14 protein-coding genes are annotated in these 17,098 nt (G+C 65.9%); 6 read left to right on the top strand and 8 right to left on the bottom strand.

The features are described 5' to 3' along the window. Positions 1–60: 60 nt before the first annotated feature. Positions 61–768 carry an invasion associated locus B family protein gene (locus JNL31_RS03360; RefSeq protein ID WP_294969957.1) on the bottom strand — a complete coding sequence of 236 codons (708 nt, stop codon included), beginning with the start codon at positions 766–768 and terminating at the stop codon, positions 61–63. A 455-nt stretch (positions 769–1,223) separates the two neighbouring features. Between JNL31_RS03360 and JNL31_RS03355 the strand changes: the two genes are divergently transcribed. Beyond that, positions 1,224–2,759: a helicase HerA-like domain-containing protein gene (locus JNL31_RS03355; protein WP_294969954.1), complete on the top strand. Its 1,536-nt coding sequence runs from the start codon at positions 1,224–1,226 to the stop codon at positions 2,757–2,759. Between the two features lie 64 nt (positions 2,760–2,823). Further along, on the top strand, positions 2,824–3,507 hold the full coding sequence (locus tag JNL31_RS03350) for a D-lyxose/D-mannose family sugar isomerase (protein ID WP_294969952.1): 684 nt from the start codon (positions 2,824–2,826) through the stop codon (positions 3,505–3,507). 46 nt (positions 3,508–3,553) lie between these two features. On the opposite strand, the gene JNL31_RS03345 is transcribed toward JNL31_RS03350, so the two are convergent. The 4 genes from JNL31_RS03345 to kynU form a co-directional block, all read right to left on the bottom strand. Then, the gene (locus JNL31_RS03345) at positions 3,554–4,498 is read right to left on the bottom strand and encodes a L,D-transpeptidase (protein ID WP_294969950.1); all 945 of its coding nucleotides are present in this window, start codon (positions 4,496–4,498) and stop codon (positions 3,554–3,556) included. A 190-nt stretch (positions 4,499–4,688) separates the two neighbouring features. Beyond that, complete coding sequence (kynA, locus tag JNL31_RS03340) at positions 4,689–5,528, bottom strand: tryptophan 2,3-dioxygenase (protein ID WP_294969948.1); 840 nt, start codon at positions 5,526–5,528, stop codon at positions 4,689–4,691. A gap of 125 nt (positions 5,529–5,653) precedes the next feature. After that, positions 5,654–6,871 carry a cellulase family glycosylhydrolase gene (locus JNL31_RS03335; RefSeq protein WP_294969945.1) on the bottom strand — a complete coding sequence of 406 codons (1,218 nt, stop codon included), beginning with the start codon at positions 6,869–6,871 and terminating at the stop codon, positions 5,654–5,656. An 11-nt stretch (positions 6,872–6,882) separates the two neighbouring features. Next, complete coding sequence (kynU, locus tag JNL31_RS03330; RefSeq protein ID WP_294969943.1) at positions 6,883–8,079, bottom strand: kynureninase; 1,197 nt, start codon at positions 8,077–8,079, stop codon at positions 6,883–6,885. A 183-nt stretch (positions 8,080–8,262) separates the two neighbouring features. Between kynU and JNL31_RS03325 the strand changes: the two genes are divergently transcribed. The 4 genes from JNL31_RS03325 to JNL31_RS03310 all read left to right on the top strand — a co-directional run bounded on the left by JNL31_RS03325 (position 8,263) and on the right by JNL31_RS03310 (position 13,431). After that, positions 8,263–8,724, top strand: a complete 462-nt coding sequence (locus tag JNL31_RS03325; RefSeq protein ID WP_294969940.1) for an isoprenylcysteine carboxylmethyltransferase family protein — start codon at positions 8,263–8,265, stop codon at positions 8,722–8,724. A 100-nt stretch (positions 8,725–8,824) separates the two neighbouring features. Continuing rightward, positions 8,825–10,399 (top strand): Re/Si-specific NAD(P)(+) transhydrogenase subunit alpha, encoded by a 1,575-nt coding sequence (locus JNL31_RS03320; protein ID WP_294969938.1) that lies wholly within the window; start codon positions 8,825–8,827, stop codon positions 10,397–10,399. Positions 10,400–10,409: 10 nt separating this feature from the next. Further along, a complete protein-coding gene (locus JNL31_RS03315) occupies positions 10,410–11,858 on the top strand; it encodes an NAD(P)(+) transhydrogenase (Re/Si-specific) subunit beta (RefSeq protein ID WP_294969934.1) in 1,449 nt (482 codons plus the stop codon). Positions 11,859–12,147: 289 nt separating this feature from the next. Further along, positions 12,148–13,431, top strand: a complete 1,284-nt coding sequence (locus JNL31_RS03310) for a DUF3422 family protein (protein ID WP_294970297.1) — start codon at positions 12,148–12,150, stop codon at positions 13,429–13,431. On the opposite strand, the gene JNL31_RS03305 is transcribed toward JNL31_RS03310, so the two are convergent. From JNL31_RS03305 to JNL31_RS03295, 3 genes are all read right to left on the bottom strand, one after another. Next, complete coding sequence (locus JNL31_RS03305; protein ID WP_294969932.1) at positions 13,432–14,340, bottom strand: ABC transporter permease; 909 nt, start codon at positions 14,338–14,340, stop codon at positions 13,432–13,434. After that, entirely contained in the window at positions 14,333–15,340 is a 1,008-nt protein-coding gene (locus JNL31_RS03300; protein ID WP_294969929.1) for an ABC transporter permease, read from the bottom strand. Before JNL31_RS03300 ends, JNL31_RS03305 begins: the two co-directional genes overlap by 8 nt. Positions 15,341–15,411: 71 nt before the next feature. After that, positions 15,412–17,098: peptide ABC transporter substrate-binding protein (locus JNL31_RS03295; RefSeq protein WP_294969926.1), on the bottom strand; the 1,687-nt coding region annotated here is incomplete at its 5' end.

Below are 17,098 nucleotides of genomic sequence, written 5' to 3'. Positions count from 1 at the left end.
GCGCGGGCCGATCCTTGCGGACCGGCCCGGCTGCCTATCTTATGCGGAATGCGCGCCGCTTCAGGGTGCGGCGGGAGCGGCACCTTCGGTAGCGGGAGCATCGCCGGTGGCCGCGCCGGCCGCCACGGCAGCGGCATCGGCCTTGTCGTTGGCGGCGATGACCGCCTCAAGCCCGGCGGTGAAGCCCTTGAGCGACATCGTCAGTTCGACCCGTTCGTCGGGCGCAACAAAGGGAACGATCGAGATCTTCGCGTTTCCGCCGGATTTCATCGCCTCGATCTCCTCGGCGGTGAAGCCGATGCGGGAAATGCAGCCGATCTGGGCGCAGAAGGTGAAGGGGTAGGCCTTGCCCTTGCCGTCGTCGATCTGCAGCGTCATGCCGCCCGGCAGGAAGGTCTCAAGCGGGGCGATGAAGGTTGCGCCGGCGACCGCGGGGCCTTCCGTGCCCTTCGGCAGGTTGAAGATGGTGAACTCGGCGACCGAATTGCCGTCCTTGTCCTTGAGGAGAAGGTAGAGCTGGCAGGGGTCGACACCGGATTCGGTACGGACGCATCTTTGTTCCCAGGCTTCGAAATTCGCCACGGTGTAGGTGCTGCCCGGGCCATCCTTGGCGCCCACTTCCTGGCCCATGGCCAGTCCGTCGGCAATGGCTGCATCGGCGGCGGCGGCCTCGTCGGTCTTGGGCGCCTCTTCCGTCGTCTGCGCCATCAGCGGGGCGGCGACAAGTGCCAGGATCAGGGCAAGCGCGGTGCTCGTGGTCTTTGCCATTTTCGACATTTCCTTTGGTCGGTCGATTGTCTGGCGGGTCTCTAGCACGGGCCTCGGGCCAAGTCAGGTGAGAAAAACGTGTGCGGCAGGGTTCTGCCCCGAGCCGCGAACGGCACATGAAAAAGGGCCGGAAGACCGGCCCTTTTCGGATATTGTTCTTTGCTCCCTGTCGGACTGGCCGACTTCATGGGTTGGGACGCTACGGTGGAAAGTCCGGTCCGTCAACGGGTTCTTTTGCGGAACACGACAGAAAAAACCGCGCCTTTTCAAGGGCGCGGCCAGTTGACAGGGAGGAAGTCACCGCCAGCCCCGACAGAACGGCGGGGCGGGCCTCTTGAGTCTGGCAGATTGAAGTTAACACTGTATGGTTGGGACGATCGGTGTCGGGAGACGGGTCGCTTGGGCGGCTCAACCCAGGGTTATGAGAGGCCAAGGTGACGGAACAGGCGACGGCAGTGGACAGCATTTTCGTGGGTGGCGGCGGCGAGGACTATTCGGTCCCGCAGCGACTTCTGCTCAAGTACGGCAACCGGCACGGGCTGATCGCGGGGGCGACCGGCACCGGCAAGACGGTGACGCTGCAAGTGCTGGCCGAAGGGTTTTCTGCCTCGGGCGTGCCGGTGTTCATGGCGGATGTGAAAGGCGACCTCGCAGGGATCGCGGCGGCGGGGTCGGTAGACGGCAAGTTGCATGAGGCCTTCACCAAGCGGTCGGCGCAGATCGGGTTCGACCTGCAATACCGGGCGTTTCCGGTGATCTTCTGGGATCTCTTCGGCGAGAAGGGCCATCCGGTGCGGGCGACGGTGGCGGAGATGGGGCCGCTTCTGCTGTCGCGTCTGCTGGAACTGTCCGAGCCGCAGGAAGGCGTCTTGAACGTGGCCTTCCGGCTGTCGGACGAGGAAGCACTGCCGCTTCTGGACCTGAAGGACCTGCAGGCGCTGCTGACTTTCGTGGCCGAGAATGCCGAGGAAATCTCGGGCCGCTACGGGCTGGTGTCGAAGGAATCGGTCGGCGCGATCCAGCGGCGGCTTCTGGTGCTGGAAAACGAGGGCGGAGGCGGCCTCTTCGGCGAGCCGGCGCTGGACCTGATGGACCTGATGACGGTTGACGCAAGCGGAGCCGGGCGGATCAGCATCCTGGCGGCGGACAAGCTGATGAACTCGCCCCGGCTTTATGCGACGTTCCTGTTGTGGCTGTTGTCGGAACTGTTCGAACTGCTGCCCGAGGTGGGCGACCCGGACAAGCCGAAGTTGGTGTTCTTCTTTGACGAGGCTCACCTTCTGTTCACCGACGCCCCGAAGGCGCTGATCTCCAAGGTGGAACAGGTGGCGCGGCTGATCCGGTCGAAGGGGGTGGGAGTGTATTTCATCACCCAGAACCCGGCCGACGTGCCGGACACGATCCTGGGGCAGCTCGGCAACCGGGTGCAGCACGCGCTGCGGGCCTTCACCGCGAAGGACCAGAAGGACCTGGCCAAGGCGGCCGAGACCTACCGGCCGAACCCGCGGTTCCAGATCGACGAGGCGATCCGGGATGTCGGCACCGGGGAAGCCGTGACCTCGCTCTTGGAAGCCAAGGGCGTGCCCGGCATTGCCGAGCGGACGCTGGTCAGGCCGCCCTCCAGTCAGCTCGGGCCGCTGGATCCGGCGGCGCGGGCGGCGGTGATGGCGGGCTCGCCGGTGAAGGGGAAGTACGACCAGGTGCTGGACCGCGAAAGCGCCTTCGAGAAGCTGCGGGCCAAGGCCGATGCGGCGGCGAAGGATGCAGCCGAGCTGGAGGAAAAGCAGGCCGAGGAGAAGCGCGAGTTCGAACGGGCCCGGCGCTATGATGCGGATGGCTACAGCGCGGACAAGCCAAGGAAGACGGCCTCGGCGGGCCGGTCGGATTCGATCGGTACGGCTTTCGCGAAAAGCTTCGCCCGGCAGTTGGGAACCAAATCGGGCCAGGCTCTGGTGCGCGGCATCCTTGGGTCGATCTTCGGGAAAAGATGACCGAACAGCGTTGAGTAGGGCTGTGCAATCGTTATAAATGCCTCGAACACGCGAGGAGGCAGCGATGAAACGGTCACGCATCAACCAGATCATGCGGGCGGCGGATGATCTGATCCGGCACCACGGCTTTGTGCTGCCGCCCTTTGCCAACTGGTCCCCGGATCAGTTCAGGGCGCGGACGGATGTTCGTTCGATCATCGACGCGCGCTGCGGCTGGGATATCACCGACTACGGCGAGGGCGGCTTCGACGAGATGGGATTGTTCCTGTTCACCCTGCGCAACGGGCGGCTTGCGGACCTGCAACGCGGCGGGGGCATGTGCTATGCCGAGAAGCTGCTGATTTCCCGCCAGGACCAGCTGTCGCCGATGCATACCCATGTGATCAAGGCCGAGGACATCATCAACCGCGGCGGCGCGACGCTGGTGGTGGAGTTGTACGGGTCGGACGACAAGGGAAATTTCGCCTGGGACCGGGGCGGAATGGTGCGCTGCGACGGGATCGAGACGCCCTATGGACCGGGGACCAAGCTGAAGCTTGCGCCGGGGGAAAGCGTCACGCTGATGCCCGGCGACTGGCATGCGTTCTGGGGCGAGGGTGGTGACGTGCTGATCGGCGAGGTCTCGACCGTGAATGACGACCTGACCGACAACATCTTCCGGGAGCCGATCGGGCGCTTTGCCGACATCGAGGAGGATGAGGCACCCTGGCACCTTCTGGTCAGCGACTACGACCGCTGGCTGAAATGACAAAGGGGGCGCAGAGGCGCCCCCTTCGCGTTCGGGTCTTGTCGTCCTAGTTGCCGGGAGGGCAGACGCCGTTCACGAGCGCGACCGTGCAGGCCGGAGCCGTGGTGGCCGGGGCCGTCGTGGTTGCGGCAGGTGCAGGGGTGGTGGTTGGCGCGGTCGCTGCCGGAGTGACGGCGGGCGTACCGGTGGCAATCGACGGCGTCGGCAGGACTTTCAGTGTGGGGACTGCACCGGCGGGCACCACGACCTCGGCCTTGGGCGCGGCCTTGGCGGCAACCTTGGGTGCAACCGGGGCCGGGATGTGCAGGCCCTTCGGCATCTCGCCCGCGGCGGTCAGGACGATCACCTTCTCGCCGCCCTTGACGCGGCTGTAGAGGTCGAGGACGTCCTGGTTGATCATCCGGATGCAGCCCGACGAGGCGTTGCGGCCGATGGACTGCCATTCCGGGGTGCCGTGGATGCGGTAGCCGTAGTCGCGCCCGCCGGAGGTAAGGTAGATGGCGCGCGCACCGAGGGGGTTGGTCGGGCCGCCGGGTTGGCCGACCTCGTCGAACTTCGCAAGCTCGGGGCGCCGGGCAATCATTTCCTTCGGCGGGATCCAGGTCGGCCAGGTCTTCTTCTCGGCGACGATGGCCTCGCCCGACCATTCGAACCCGGCCTTGCCGACGGCGATGCCGTAGCGGATCGCCTTGTTCTTGCCGAGGACGTAGTACAGGAGCTTGGTCTTCGGGTTGATGATGATGGTGCCGGGGGCCTGGTCGGTTTCATAGGCAACGACCTGGCGCCGGTGGCTTTCGGGGATCTTTTCGACCGGGAGCGCAGGGATCTCGATCCCGGCATCCATGGTCGCGACGTAGACATTCTCTCCCGCCTTCGGCAATGGCTGGGTCGAGGCGGTGGGTCCGGCAGCCGGATCGACGCAGGCGGCCAGAAGCGCGGCGGCGAGGATGGCAGGGCTCAGGCGGAGGAAGCGACGGGAGGTCTGCAGCATAAGTTCATCCACACTTTTTCCGACCCGTCGACAGAATGTCGCAGGTCCGTCAGGGCGCACGCTATCCGAGCGCCAAGGACAGGTCAAACCGCACAGGGTTTTGAAAGCGATCACGGGCCTGTGAAAATGGCTGATTTCCAAGGCATTGTTGCCCGCGCGCCGCAGATTTGGGCGCGCGGGACTGTCAGGATCAGAGCGTGGTGCGCACAGACCAAAGCTCGGGGAAGAGTTCGACGTCAAGCATCCGCCGCAGGTAGGAGATGCCGGAGGTGCCCCCGGTACCGCGCTTGATGCCGATGACGCGGGCCACGGTCGTCAGGTGATTGAAACGCCAGCGGCGGAAGTAATCCTCGAAATCCACGAGCTTCTCGGCCAGTTCATAGGCCTGCCAATGCGCGGTCGGGTCGCGGTAGATCACTTCCCACATCGCCTGCACGCCCTCATGCGGGGTCCAGGCCTGGCGGAGGTCGCGGGTCAGCACGTCCTGCGGGACGGGCAGGCCCTGCCGGGCGAGATGGCGCAGCGCCTCGTCATAAAGCGTGGGGCGGGCGAGTTCGGCTTCAAGCTTTGCCATCAGGTCGGGCCGGTGCGCGTGGGGCTTCAGCATGGCGAGGTTGCGGTTGCCGACCGAATATTCGATCAGCCGGTACTGCCAGGACTGGAAGCCCGAGGACTGGCCCAGCGTCTCGCGGAAGGTGGTGTAGTCCGAAGGCGTCATGGTGCGCAGGACGTCCCAGGCGTTGTTCAACTGTTCGAAGATGCGGGCCACGCGGGCCAGCATCTTGAAGGCCTCTTGCGCACGGTCGGCGGCGATCATCCTGCGCGCAGCGTCGATCTCGTGCAGGGCAAGGCGCATCCAGAGTTCGGAGGTCTGGTGCTGGATGATGAACAGCATCTCGTCATGCGCAGCGCTGAGCGGCGTCTGGGCGGTGAGGATCTGGTCGATGTGCAGGTAGTCGCCGTAGGACATCCGGCCATCGAAGGCCATCTGGGCGCCGTCCTCGGCGGGATTGTAGGGTTGGGTGGTCATGTCTCTCTCCGATGTTGAAAAGGGTTTTCAGGGAAAGAGGTGGGTCTTGCGGTCGAGGACGGAGAGGTTGCCGATCCGCCGCCAGAGGGCGACCCAGGCGGCGGGGCGGCAGAGCGCGGGCAGGGTCATTTGCCGCATGGCAGGCCCAGGGCGGCGCAGGTTTCCGGGGACAGGCGCCGGTCGGGGTCGTCAGGGGCTGCGACGCCCATGCCACCGGACCAGCTGAGGACGGCCCAACCCATGCCCGCGTCCTCCGCGGCCTTGCGCTTGTCGGCAAGGAAGCCGTGATACCATTCCGGCGGCTGGGAGACGCCGTCAACGGTGTGCAGCGCGCCGAATTCACCCAGGAGGATCTGGCTGCGCGGGATGCCGTGCGTATCCGCCCAGCGGGCGGCAACGGCAATCTCTTCGGCGACGGCGGTGTCGGGGGTGTCCTTGTACTCCAGCACCGCTTGGGCGATGGCCTCGGTATCCGCACTGCCTTCGGCGGCCGTCATCCGGGCCTCGGCCGCGGCAGTGACCTGCGCGGCGATTTCGGGGGTCATCAGCGAGGGGGGATAGGGCAGGTCGAGAAGATACTTGAGCGGCGCCCCGATCCAGCCTGCACCCTGGTGCGTGTAGGCAAAGGGCGCGTAGCTGTGAAAGGTCCAAAGGACGTTGTCATCGGCGATGAGGCCCGGGTCGAGCGAGGCGAGCGCATTGGCCTGCGACCAGCAGGCGCCGGTAAGGATGATCGGCAGATTGGGTGCGGCGGTGCGCGCGGCGGCATGAAGTTCGGCCTGCATCGCGGGCCATTTCGGCGGTTCACCGGCGTAGACGCCTTCGCAGTCGAAGGCCGGTTCGTTCAGAAGTTCAAGGACGGTGCGGTCGGCGGGCAGGTCGGCCAGGCGCGCGCCGATGCGACCGACAAGCGCGACGTAGTCGGGAAAATGGTCGCCGACGATGCTTTCGGCGCCGCCGATCTCGTCTCCGCGCGGCAGGGGGTGGAGGTCCACGATGACCTTGAGCCCCGCGTCGAGTCCCATCCGGGCAGCCGCGTGCATCCCGTCAATCAGGCGATCCTGGTCGGGCCCCGGGCCGTAGGCAAGGGCGGGACCCGGGTCGATGGGAAGGCGGATGAAATCGAAGCCTTCCTCGGCAAGGGCCTCGAACATCTGCGGCGTCACATTCCGGCGCCAGTCGGGGAAGACGGCCAGCGCCTCGGGGTCGGCACGCAGGTCGGCAATCGAACCCCAGTTGTTCCAGAGGTCACCATTCACACCGCGCTTCAGCGACAGCGGCTCTGCCCCGACGCCGCCATTTGCGAGCGCAAGGGCCATGGCGAGAGCAAGGGAAAGGCGCATCGAGGTCTCCTTCAGGTCACGCGGGCGCGGGCCTTGAATTCCGGCCTGTCCCAGCTGCCGTAGTCCATGATCTTCGCCAGAACGCTGACCGCGCGGGCCACGTCGTCTTCGTCGATATAGAGCGGCGTGAAGCCGAAGCGCAGGATGTCGGGGGCGCGGAAATCGCCGATCACGCCTTCGGCGATCAGGGCCTGCATGATGGCATAGCCTTCCGGGTGGCGGAAGCTGACCTGGCTGCCGCGCATCAGATGCGAGCGGGGCGTGGCCAGTTGCAGCATCGGCGCGCGGGATTCGATGCCCTTGATGAACTGGTCCTGGAGACGGAGCGACTGGCGGTGGACCTCGGCCAGGTCGACGCCATCCCAGACGTCGAGGGCTGCGTCAAGCGCGGCCATCTGCAGGATCGGCGGCGTACCGACGCGCATCCGCTCGATCCCCGCGCCGGGGCGGTAGGTGAGGTCGAAGGCGAAGGGCGCCTCATGCCCGAGCCAGCCGGAAAGGGCCGGGCGGGCGGTGTCGGCGTGTTTTGGGGCCACATAGATGAAGGCCGGTCCGCCGGGGCCGGAGTTGAGGTACTTGTAGGTGCAGCCGACGGCGAAATCGGCTTTCGCCTTCGTCAGGTCCACCGGCAGGGCGCCGGCACTGTGGGCCAGATCCCAGACGGTCAGCGCCCCCATCTCATGCGCGCGCTTGGTGATGTCTGCCATGTCGTGACGGCGGCCGGTGCGGTAGTCGACCTCGGTGATCATCGTCACGGCGACGCTGTCGTCGATGGCGGACATCACCTCTTCGGGCGCAACGGTTTTCAGGCGGTACTGCCCACCGAGAGTGCGGCACAGGCCCTCGGCCATGTAGAGGTCGGAGGGGAAGTTGCCGGTGTCGGACAGGATCACCCGGCGCTTGGGGTTCATTTCCAGCGCCGAGGCGAGGGCCTGATAGACCTTGATCGAGAGCGTGTCGCCCAGAACCACCGTGCCCGCGGGCGCGCCGATCAGCTTGCCGATCCGGCCGCCCAATAGCGCGGGCTGCACCATCCAACCGGCCTTGTTCCAGCCGCGGATCAGCATCTCGGCCCATTCGTCCCGCATCACCCGCTCCATCCGGGCGGGGGCGGATTTCACCATCGGGCCAAGCGAGTTGCCGTCGAGGTAGATCACGCCCTCGGGCAGGTGGAACCGGGCTTTTGTGGCTGCGAAGTCGATGGTCATGGGGGCGTCCTTGCGGGTTTGTCGAGTTATGCGGCGGCGGGTCATAAATTTCAAGCTTGAAATTGTTGCGGCCAAGTGGTGCCGTCTCCCGTTGAAAGAATGCCGCAACGGAATATTTCCCAAGCTGGATGCCTTGCAGCCGGGGGGCGCAGCGTCTAGAGGGGCCGGAAAGGAGGCCCCCGGTTGCGTTCCTTGGCCCGCGAGATCGACATCCCACCAACGTGGCTGGCGCTGCACCTTGGTGCGGCATGGGTGGTGTCGTTTGTCTCGCCAGCAGTCTTTGCTGACGTCGGGCGGGTCGTCGGGCAGGGGCTGGTCGTGCTGGGCGCGCTGCTCATGGGCGCGGCGGTGGTGCAGATGTCCCTGGCACGGACCACGGTGATCCCGCGCCGCAGCCCCTCGGCCCTGGTGACTTCGGGCCTTTTCAGCCTGTCGAGGAACCCGATCTATCTCGGCGATGGCCTGATCCTGACCGGAGCGATCCTCTGGCTGGATGCGGTGCTTGCACTTCCCCTGCTTTTCAGTTTCGTCTGGCTGATCCAGACCCGCTTCATCCGCGACGAGGAAACCCGTCTGACCGAGGCCTTCGGACCGGAGTTCGACCTCTGGGCCGCGCATACCCGGCGCTGGGTCGGTCGGAAATGACGTGGCGAAGGGCGAATAAAGTAGGGTTTGAAATATTGTTGCGTGATGGTAGATGCGATGGGTCAGTTTATGACCTTCGGGCAGAGGAGCGGAGACCAGGGTGAAGATAGGCGCTTTGACTGAGGTGTTTCCCGGCGAGAACCGGGTGGCGATGACGCCGGATTCGGCCACGCAACTGGCCAAGCTCGGCCATTCCAGCGTGATCCAGTCGGGTGCCGGGGCGAAGGCCGGGTTCTCGGATGCGGCCTACGCCGCGGCGGGGGTCGAAGTGCTGCCGGATGCGGCTGCGGTGATCGCGGCGGCGGACGTCATCGTCAAGGTGCGCGGCCCGGATGCGGCAGAGCTGGCGACGCTGGGCGATGGCCAGACGCTGATCAGCTTCTTCTGGCCCGCGCAGAACGCGGAGCTTCTGGAAGCGGCGGCGAAGAAGAACCTGACCGTGGTCGCGATGGACATGGTGCCGCGGATTTCCCGCGCGCAGAAGATGGATGCGCTGTCCTCGATGGCGAACATCGCGGGCTACCGCGCGGTGATCGAGGCCGGGGCGAACTTTGGCCGCTTCTTCACCGGCCAGGTGACGGCGGCGGGCAAGGTGCCCCCGGCCAAGGTGCTGGTGGTAGGCGCCGGCGTGGCGGGTCTGGCGGCGGTCGGCACGGCGACCTCGCTGGGCGCCATCGTCCATGCTTTCGACGTGCGCCCCGAGGTTGCCGAACAGATTGAATCGATGGGGGCGAGTTTCGTCTTCCTCGACTTTGCCGAACAACAGACCGACGGCGCGGCGACCGGGGGCTATGCGGCGCCCTCGTCCCCGGAATTCCGCGAAGCACAGCTGAAGAAGTTCCGGGAACTCGCGCCCGAGATGGACATCGTCATCACGACCGCGCTGATCCCGGGCCGCCCTGCGCCGAAGCTCTGGACCGAGGACATGGTCCGGATGATGAAGCCCGGTTCGGTCATCGTCGACCTTGCGGCCGAACGCGGCGGCAACTGCGACCTGACGGTGCCGGACCAGAAGATCGTCACCGACAACGGCGTGACCGTGGTCGGCTACACCGATTTCCCCAGCCGGATGGCCGCGCAGGCCTCGACGCTCTACTCGACCAACATCCGTCACATGCTGACCGACCTCACGCCCAAGAAGGACGGGGTCATCCAGCACAACATGGAGGATGACGTGATCCGCGGCGCGACGGTGGCGCATGTCGGCGCCGTCACCTACCCGCCGCCGCCGCCGAAGGTGGCCGCGATCGCGGTGCAGAAGCCGAAGGAAAAGGCCAAGGAACTGACGCCCGAGGAACGCCGGGCGCAGGAAGTCGCGGCCTTCAGGTCGCAGACGCGGAGCCAGGTCGGGATGCTCGCCATCGGCGGCGGGCTGATGCTTCTGGCGGGGTTCTACGCTCCGTCCAGCTTCATGAGCCACTTCATCGTCTTCGTGCTGGCGGTCTTCGTGGGCTTCCAGGTGATCTGGAACGTCTCGCATTCGCTGCACACGCCCTTGATGGCGGTCACGAACGCGATCTCGTCGATCATCATCCTGGGCGCGCTGATGCAGATCGGGTCGGGGTCGTTCCTCGTGATCCTGCTTGCCGCACTGTCGGTCTTCATGGCCGGGATCAACATCTTCGGCGGCTTCATGGTGACGCGCCGGATGCTCGCCATGTTCCAGAAGTCGTAAGGGGGCCGTCATGGAATTCGGATTTACTACGGCGGCCTATGTCGTTGCAGCGGTCCTGTTCATCCTGTCGCTCGGCGGGTTGTCGGGGCAGGAAAGCGCCAAACGGGCGGTCTGGTACGGGATTGTCGGCATGGCGCTGGCGGTTGCCGCCACGCTGTACGGGCCGGGCATGGGCCTCTGGTGGCTGTCCGCCCTGCTGATCGCGGGCGGCGGGGCCATCGGCTGGGTCGTCGCGCAGCGGGTCCAGATGACCGAGATGCCGCAACTGGTGGCCGCGATGCACTCGCTGGTCGGTCTCGCGGCGGTGTTCATCGGCTACAACACCCATATCGAGCTGGTGCATGTCCAGGGCATGGACGAAGCCGCGCGGGCGGTGGTGACGGGTTTTGCACAGACTCTGGTCCACAAGCTGGAGGACCCGCAGGCAGGCGCGCTGATCTCGATCCTGCGGGTCGAGACATTCCTCGGCGTCTTCATCGGGGCGGTGACGTTCACCGGCTCGGTCATCGCCTTCGGCAAGCTGGCGGGGCGGGTCGACGGCAAGGCGAAGAAGCTGCCCGGCGGGCATCTTCTGAACGCGACGGCGGCGATTATCTCGGTCGTGCTGCTGGTGGTCTACCTGCAATCCGGGGCGACGCTGGCGCTGATCGGCATGACCTTGGCCGCGCTCTTCATCGGCTATCACCTGATCATGGGGATCGGCGGGGCGGACATGCCGGTCGTCGTGTCGATGCTGAACAGCTATTCCGGCTGGGCGGCGGCGGCGATCGGGTTTTCGTTGTCGAATGACCTCCTCATCGTCGTCGGCGCGCTGGTGGGTTCGTCGGGTGCGATCCTGAGCTACATCATGTGCAAGGCGATGAACCGGAGCTTTATTTCCGTGATCCTCGGCGGCTTCGGCGGCACCACGGGACCGGCGATGGAGGTCACCGGCGAGCAGATCGCCATCGATGCCGAAGGAGTGGCTGCCGCGCTGAACGATGCCGACAGTATCATCATCATCCCCGGCTATGGCATGGCGGTGGCGCAGGCGCAGCAGTCGGTTTCCGAACTGACCCGCAAGCTGCGGGCCAAGGGCAAGACTGTCCGCTTCGCGATCCACCCGGTCGCGGGGCGGTTGCCGGGGCACATGAACGTGCTTCTGGCCGAGGCGAAGGTGCCCTACGACATCGTGCTGGAGATGGACGAGATCAACGAGGACTTCCCGGAGACCGACGTCGCCATCGTGATCGGGTCGAACGACATCGTGAACCCGGCGGCGCAGGAGGACCCGAACTCGCCCATCGCGGGGATGCCGGTCTTGGAATGCTGGAAGGCGAAGCAGGTCTTCGTGTCGAAGCGGGGGCAGGGGACCGGGTATTCCGGGATCGAGAACCCGCTCTTCTACAAGGAGAACACCCGGATGTTCTACGGGGACGCGAAGAAGTCTCTCGACAGCCTGTTGCCGATGATCGACTGACCTGCAAAGGGGCTGGGCGAGCTTTGCCCGCCCCGCCAACCCGCGGGTGTCCACGGTGGACAGATTTTTCGAGTGTGGAAAATCAAGGGCTTGCCTGCGGGCGTTAGGGACTTGTTAGGATCCGCCCACCGCGTCGGATCTTGCTTTTGCGCCCTGAATTGCAGTGCGGCGCGCCAACCGGGATTGGCCTTTGGGCAACACCTGTGCGGCATACCCCGGTATTCCGGTATTCTTCTGGCGTCGGCTTCGGGGTGGACCTACCTCTCGGCCCTGAAGCCACCCGAGACCTCTGATGCCGATCCCTGACCATCCGCTGCGCTATGCCACCGTGAACGAACTGCACGCGCGACCGTTTCCGGCGCTGGAGGTGCCCGCGACGGCGGTCTATGTCGCGATCAAGGAGCCGGTGCAGGCGCAGAACCGCGACCGGGGGGCGGACCTTGCGCATCTCCTGGCGATTCTGGACCGGCACGGGTCGCCGCATCCGCAGCCCGGGGCCACCCATTTCTCCGGCCCGATCGGGCGGGCGGAGCTGAAATGGGAGAGCCATACCGAGTTCGTCACCTACTCGGCGTTTACCAGGGGCGTCTCGGCCCGGCCCTTCGATCCGGCGGAAGCGGAGGTACTGCCCGAGGACTGGCTGGCCACGGCGCCGGGGACGCGGCTGACCTCGGTGCTGATCCGGGTCGAGCCGATGCCAGCGAGTGAAGAAGAGCTTCTGCGGCGACTGGATGACTGGTTCGTGCCGGAAAGCCTTGCCGTCAGCCGCGTGGTGGACGGCGCGGCGGTGGTGGCGGGGGATTTCCGGATCGATCCGGCGGGGCACATGCGCTTTGCGGTCTTCGTCGCGCCCGGCACCGGCCCGCGCCGGGTGGGGCGGATCGTGCAGCGGCTGTGCGAGATCGAGACTTACCGGGCGATGTCGATGCTGGGGCTGATGCGGTCGCGCGACCTGTCGGGGCGGCTGAATGCGCTGGACCCGAAGCTTTCGGCGCTGGTCTCGGGGCTGGACAGTGCCGAACCCGCACCGGAGGCGGCGCTGCATGAGTTGCTGACGATCTCGGCCGAGCTGGAAAGCCTGGCGGTGCAGTTCTCCTTCCGTTTCGGGGCGACGGCGGCCTATGAGGCCATTGTCACCCAGCGGATCGAGGTTCTCCGCGAGGTGCGGATCGAGGGGCGGCAGACCTTCGGCGAGTTCATGATGCGCCGCTATGACCCGGCAATGCGCACGGTGAAATCGGCAGAGAGCCGGTTGCAGGCGATGGCGGAACGGGCGGAACGGGCGGCGGAACTGTTGCGGACGCGGGTCGACGTGGAGCGGTCGGCGCAGAACCAGCGGCTTCTGGAGAGCATGGACCGGCGGGCGGACCTGGCGCTTCGGTTGCAGCACACGGTCGAGGGGCTGTCGGTGGTGGCGATCAGCTATTACGCGGTGAGCCTTGCCTCATACCTTCTGAAGCCCGCGGCCCATGCGATGCATATCGGCCCGGAGGTGCTGCTGGCCGGGCTGGTGCCGGTCGTGGTGCTGGGCGTCTGGTGGATGGTGCGGCGGATCAAGAACCGGCTGCACTGATCAACGGCCCCGGATGCGGGGATCGAGCGCGTCGCGCAATCCGTCGCCGATGTAGTTCACCGACAGCACGGTGAGCGAGATGGCAAGGCCCGGCCAGACCACCCGTTCGGGGTAGACCTGCATGTATTGCAGCCCGTCGTAGAGAAGCCGCCCCCAGGTGGGGAAGTCGGGTGGAAAGCCGAGGCCGAGGAAGCTGAGCACGGATTCGGTGATGATCGCCTCGGCCACGCCGAGGGTGGCGGCGACCATGACGGGCGAGACCACGTTCGGCAGGATGTGGCGGCGGATGATCCGGCTGGGCCGCGCGCCGATGGAGCGGGAGGCGAGCACATATTCGCGTTCCTTCAGCGTCAGCACCTCGCCCCGGACGATGCGGGCGGTGGCCATCCAGGAGGTGATGCCGATGGCAAAGACGATGAGGGTGAAGGCGCCAAGCTCTGGCCCGATCATCCCGGCGATGCGGTCGCGGAACAGCATCACCATGACGAGGAGGAGCGGGATCAGCGGCAGGGCGAGGAACATGTCGGTGATGCGCATCAAGGGGCCGTCAAGGCGGCGGAAATAGCCCGCGAGGATGCCGATGAAGGCGCCGAAGACGATGGCGATGCCCATCGCGACAAGGCCCACGGCGAGCGAGACCTTGCCCGCCTGCATCATGCGCAGGAGGAGGTCGCGGCCAAGCTGGTCGGTTCCGAACGGCGCCCGCAGCGAGGGCCCCTGGTTCTTCATCTTGATCGTGTCGGAGAGCCGTTGCGGCGGGTCCCAGAGCAGCGGGCCGAAGACGACGAACAGGACCAGCAAGGTCAGGACGATAAGCCCGAAGAGCGCGCCCTTGTGGGTGCGGAACTGCTGCCAGATCTCGCGGCGCGGGCTGGCGGGCTTGGGAGGGGCCGAGGTTGCGTCAGTCATAGCGAATCCGGGGATCGAGGAGGCCGTAAAGGACGTCGGCGATCAGGTTGAAGAGCACGATCAGCACGGCGAAGATGAAGGCGAGGGTCTGGACCATCGGGATGTCGTTGGCGTGGATCGCCCCGATCAGGGCCGCGCCGATGCCGTTCACGCCGAAAAGGTTCTCGGTGATGATGGCGCCGCCGAAGATCGCCGGAATACCAAGCGCGATGACGGTGACGACGGGGATCAGCGAGTTCCGCAGGACGTGCTTCAGGACGACGGTGCGTTCGGTCATGCCCTTGGCGCGGGCGGTGCGGACGTAGTCCATCCCCATGTTGTCGAGCATGGAGGAGCGCATGTAGCGGCTGATCGCGGCGGCATTGGCGAGGCCCAGGGTCATGACCGGCAGGGCCATCTGCTTGACCTGCTGGAGGAAGCTGGCCCAGCTGGTGACGTGAAGCTGGGTGTCGTACTTGGTGGGGAACCAGCCGAGCCAGACGGCGAAGATGATGATCAGGAGCGTGCCGGAGAAGAAGGTGGGCACGGAGAAGCCGATCATCGCGAAAAGGGTGCCGGCCTGGTCGAACCAGGAATACTGGCGGTAGGCGGAATAGATGCCGATCGGGACGGCGATCAGGATGCCCACCAGGTAGGCGGTGCCGATCACGGTCAGGGTCTGGGGAATGCGCTGGCCGATGATGGTGAAGACCGGGCTGCGCGACTGCCACGAGAGGATGCGCTGTTCGCCCTCGGCCCAGTGGGTGCCGAACCAGCCGTCGAACAGATAGGCGGGCTCGACCCAGAAGAACTGCCGCAGCCAGAGGAAGTAGCGGAAGATCACCGGCTGGTCGGCGCCGAGCGCCTCGATCATCTTCTGGCGGGTCTCGGGCGGGACGGTCAGGGGAATTTCGGACATGGGCGAGCCGGGGGCGAGGTCCACGAGCAGGAAGATCACCAGGCTGATGACCAGGAGCGTCGGGATGGCCAGCAGAAGCCTGCGAAGCGTGAAGGTGAGCATGGCGGCGTGGCCCCGGATCGGTGGGAAGGAAGCTGCGGGGCCGGATCGCTCGGGCCCCGCAACGGGTCAGGTCACTTGACGCGGAACCAGTCGGCGACGTTCCACAGTTCGCTGTCCCAGGCGTTGATCTGCACGCCGCCAAGCGCGTTCGAATGCGCCGAGAGGGTGCCGCGATGGACCAGCGGAACCACGATCATGGAGTCCTTCGTCACCATGTCGTTCAGCTTCTTGGCGATGTCCTGCCGTGCGGCGAGATCGGTCGTGGTGGCGAGCGAGGCGTAGAGCGCGTCGTATTCCGGGGTGCAGAAGCGGTTGATGTTCTCACCCTGCCACTGGCTTTCCGGGGTCGGCGCGTTCTTGCACTGGTACTGGCCCAGGTAGCTTTCCGGGTCTGGGCTTTCCGAGTTGTTGGCATACATCTCGACGTCGGCATAGAATTTCTGGAAGGTGTCGGGCGAGCCCGGGTCCCCGCCGAAGAACACGCCCGGGTCGATGGCTTTCAGTTCCACCTCGACGCCGAGTTCCGTCCACCAGTCCTTGATCAGCGCCTGGAAGTCCTGGCGGATCGGGTTGACGGTGGTCTGGTAGAGGATGTGCAGCTTCTTGCCATCCTTGTCGCGGATGCCGTCGCCGTCGCTGTCCTTCCAGCCAGCTTCATCCAGAAGCGCCTTCGCGCCTTCCATGTCCTGCGCGATGCAGCCCTCGTTGTCGGAGGCCCAGCCTTCCGGCCCGGGGATCACGTTGCAGGTGGGCTTGCCGCCCGCGCCGTAGCCGACCTCGACCAGCACCGAACGGTCGATGGCTTTCGACAGCGCGGTCCGGACCTTGATGTCCGACAGGATCGGGTGGGGGTGCTTGGCGGTCGCACGCTCGCCTTCCGGCAGGGCCGGGTCGGGGTCGGTCGTGTTCATTTCCAGCCGCTCGACCAGGGTGCCGAAGGCGACGACGAATTCGCCCTTGCCGGCGGCCTTCATCGATTCCTGGGTTTCGGGAGGAATCTGGGTGTTCCAGGCGTAGTCGAATTCGCCCGTCTCCATCACCGCGCGGGCCGAGCCTTCGGCATCGCCGCCGCCCTTGATCACGGCGGTTGCGAAGGCAGGCTTGGCCGGGTCACGGTAGTTCTCGTTCGCGGCCATCGACACGGTGTCGTTCACCGTGAAGCCCGTCACCTTGAACGGGCCGGTGCCGACTGGCATGTTGTTGGCGTCGGTGCAGGTGGGCGCCGCGGCGCCGAGGCAGGCTTCGAACTGCTTCTTCTGGATCACGGGCGACAGCGCAGAGACGAAGGCGGTATAGGGGTTCGCCTTCGGCCCGGTGAACGTCACCTTGATGGTTCCGGGATCGACCGCCTCGACCGAGGCGATGCCTTCGAACTTGGTCGCCTGCGAGCAGCCGCCTTCCGGGTGGGTGCAGTACTGCCAGGTGAAGACCGCGTCATCGGCCGTCACGGCAGAGCCGTCCGACCATTTCAGGTCCGGCAGCAGCTTCCAAGTGATCGAGGTCATGTCGGCCGAGATGCCGCCGTTGTCCAGCGTCGGGATTTCGGCAGCCATTTTCGGCACCAGAACGCCTTCGGGCGTCAGGCCGGCGAGGGGTTCCAGCACCATGGACGAGGCGTAGATGTCCTTGGTCCCGCCCGAGAGGTAGGGGTTCATGATCGACACGGCCTGCGGGAAGGTGAGCTTCACCTCGCCGTCGGTGCCGCGATCGGCAAAGGCCGCGGGGGCAAGCCCCATCACGGCCACTGCGCCCAGAAGG

This window comes from Tabrizicola sp. (genome assembly GCF_016792905.1).
Taxonomy (GTDB): Bacteria; Pseudomonadota; Alphaproteobacteria; order Rhodobacterales; family Rhodobacteraceae; genus Tabrizicola.
Note: the sequence above shows the minus strand (reverse complement) of the source record. Positions and strands in the feature narration are given on the sequence as shown.

Bases quoted from the DNA above. Each gene is read 5' to 3' on its own strand.
- JNL31_RS03315 (WP_294969934.1), top strand. From the start codon at position 10,410: ATGGAATTCGGATTTACTACGGCGGCCTATGTCGTTGCAGCGGTCCTG.
- JNL31_RS03335 (WP_294969945.1), bottom strand. From the start codon at position 6,871: ATGCGCCTTTCCCTTGCTCTCGCCATGGCCCTTGCGCTCGCAAATGGC.
- JNL31_RS03300 (WP_294969929.1), bottom strand. From the start codon at position 15,340: ATGCTCACCTTCACGCTTCGCAGGCTTCTGCTGGCCATCCCGACGCTC.
- kynU (WP_294969943.1), bottom strand. From the start codon at position 8,079: ATGACCATCGACTTCGCAGCCACAAAAGCCCGGTTCCACCTGCCCGAG.
- kynA (WP_294969948.1), bottom strand. From the start codon at position 5,528: ATGACCACCCAACCCTACAATCCCGCCGAGGACGGCGCCCAGATGGCC.
- JNL31_RS03350 (WP_294969952.1), top strand. From the start codon at position 2,824: ATGAAACGGTCACGCATCAACCAGATCATGCGGGCGGCGGATGATCTG.
- JNL31_RS03305 (WP_294969932.1), bottom strand. From the start codon at position 14,340: ATGACTGACGCAACCTCGGCCCCTCCCAAGCCCGCCAGCCCGCGCCGC.
- JNL31_RS03345 (WP_294969950.1), bottom strand. From the start codon at position 4,498: ATGCTGCAGACCTCCCGTCGCTTCCTCCGCCTGAGCCCTGCCATCCTC.
- JNL31_RS03360 (WP_294969957.1), bottom strand. From the start codon at position 768: ATGGCAAAGACCACGAGCACCGCGCTTGCCCTGATCCTGGCACTTGTC.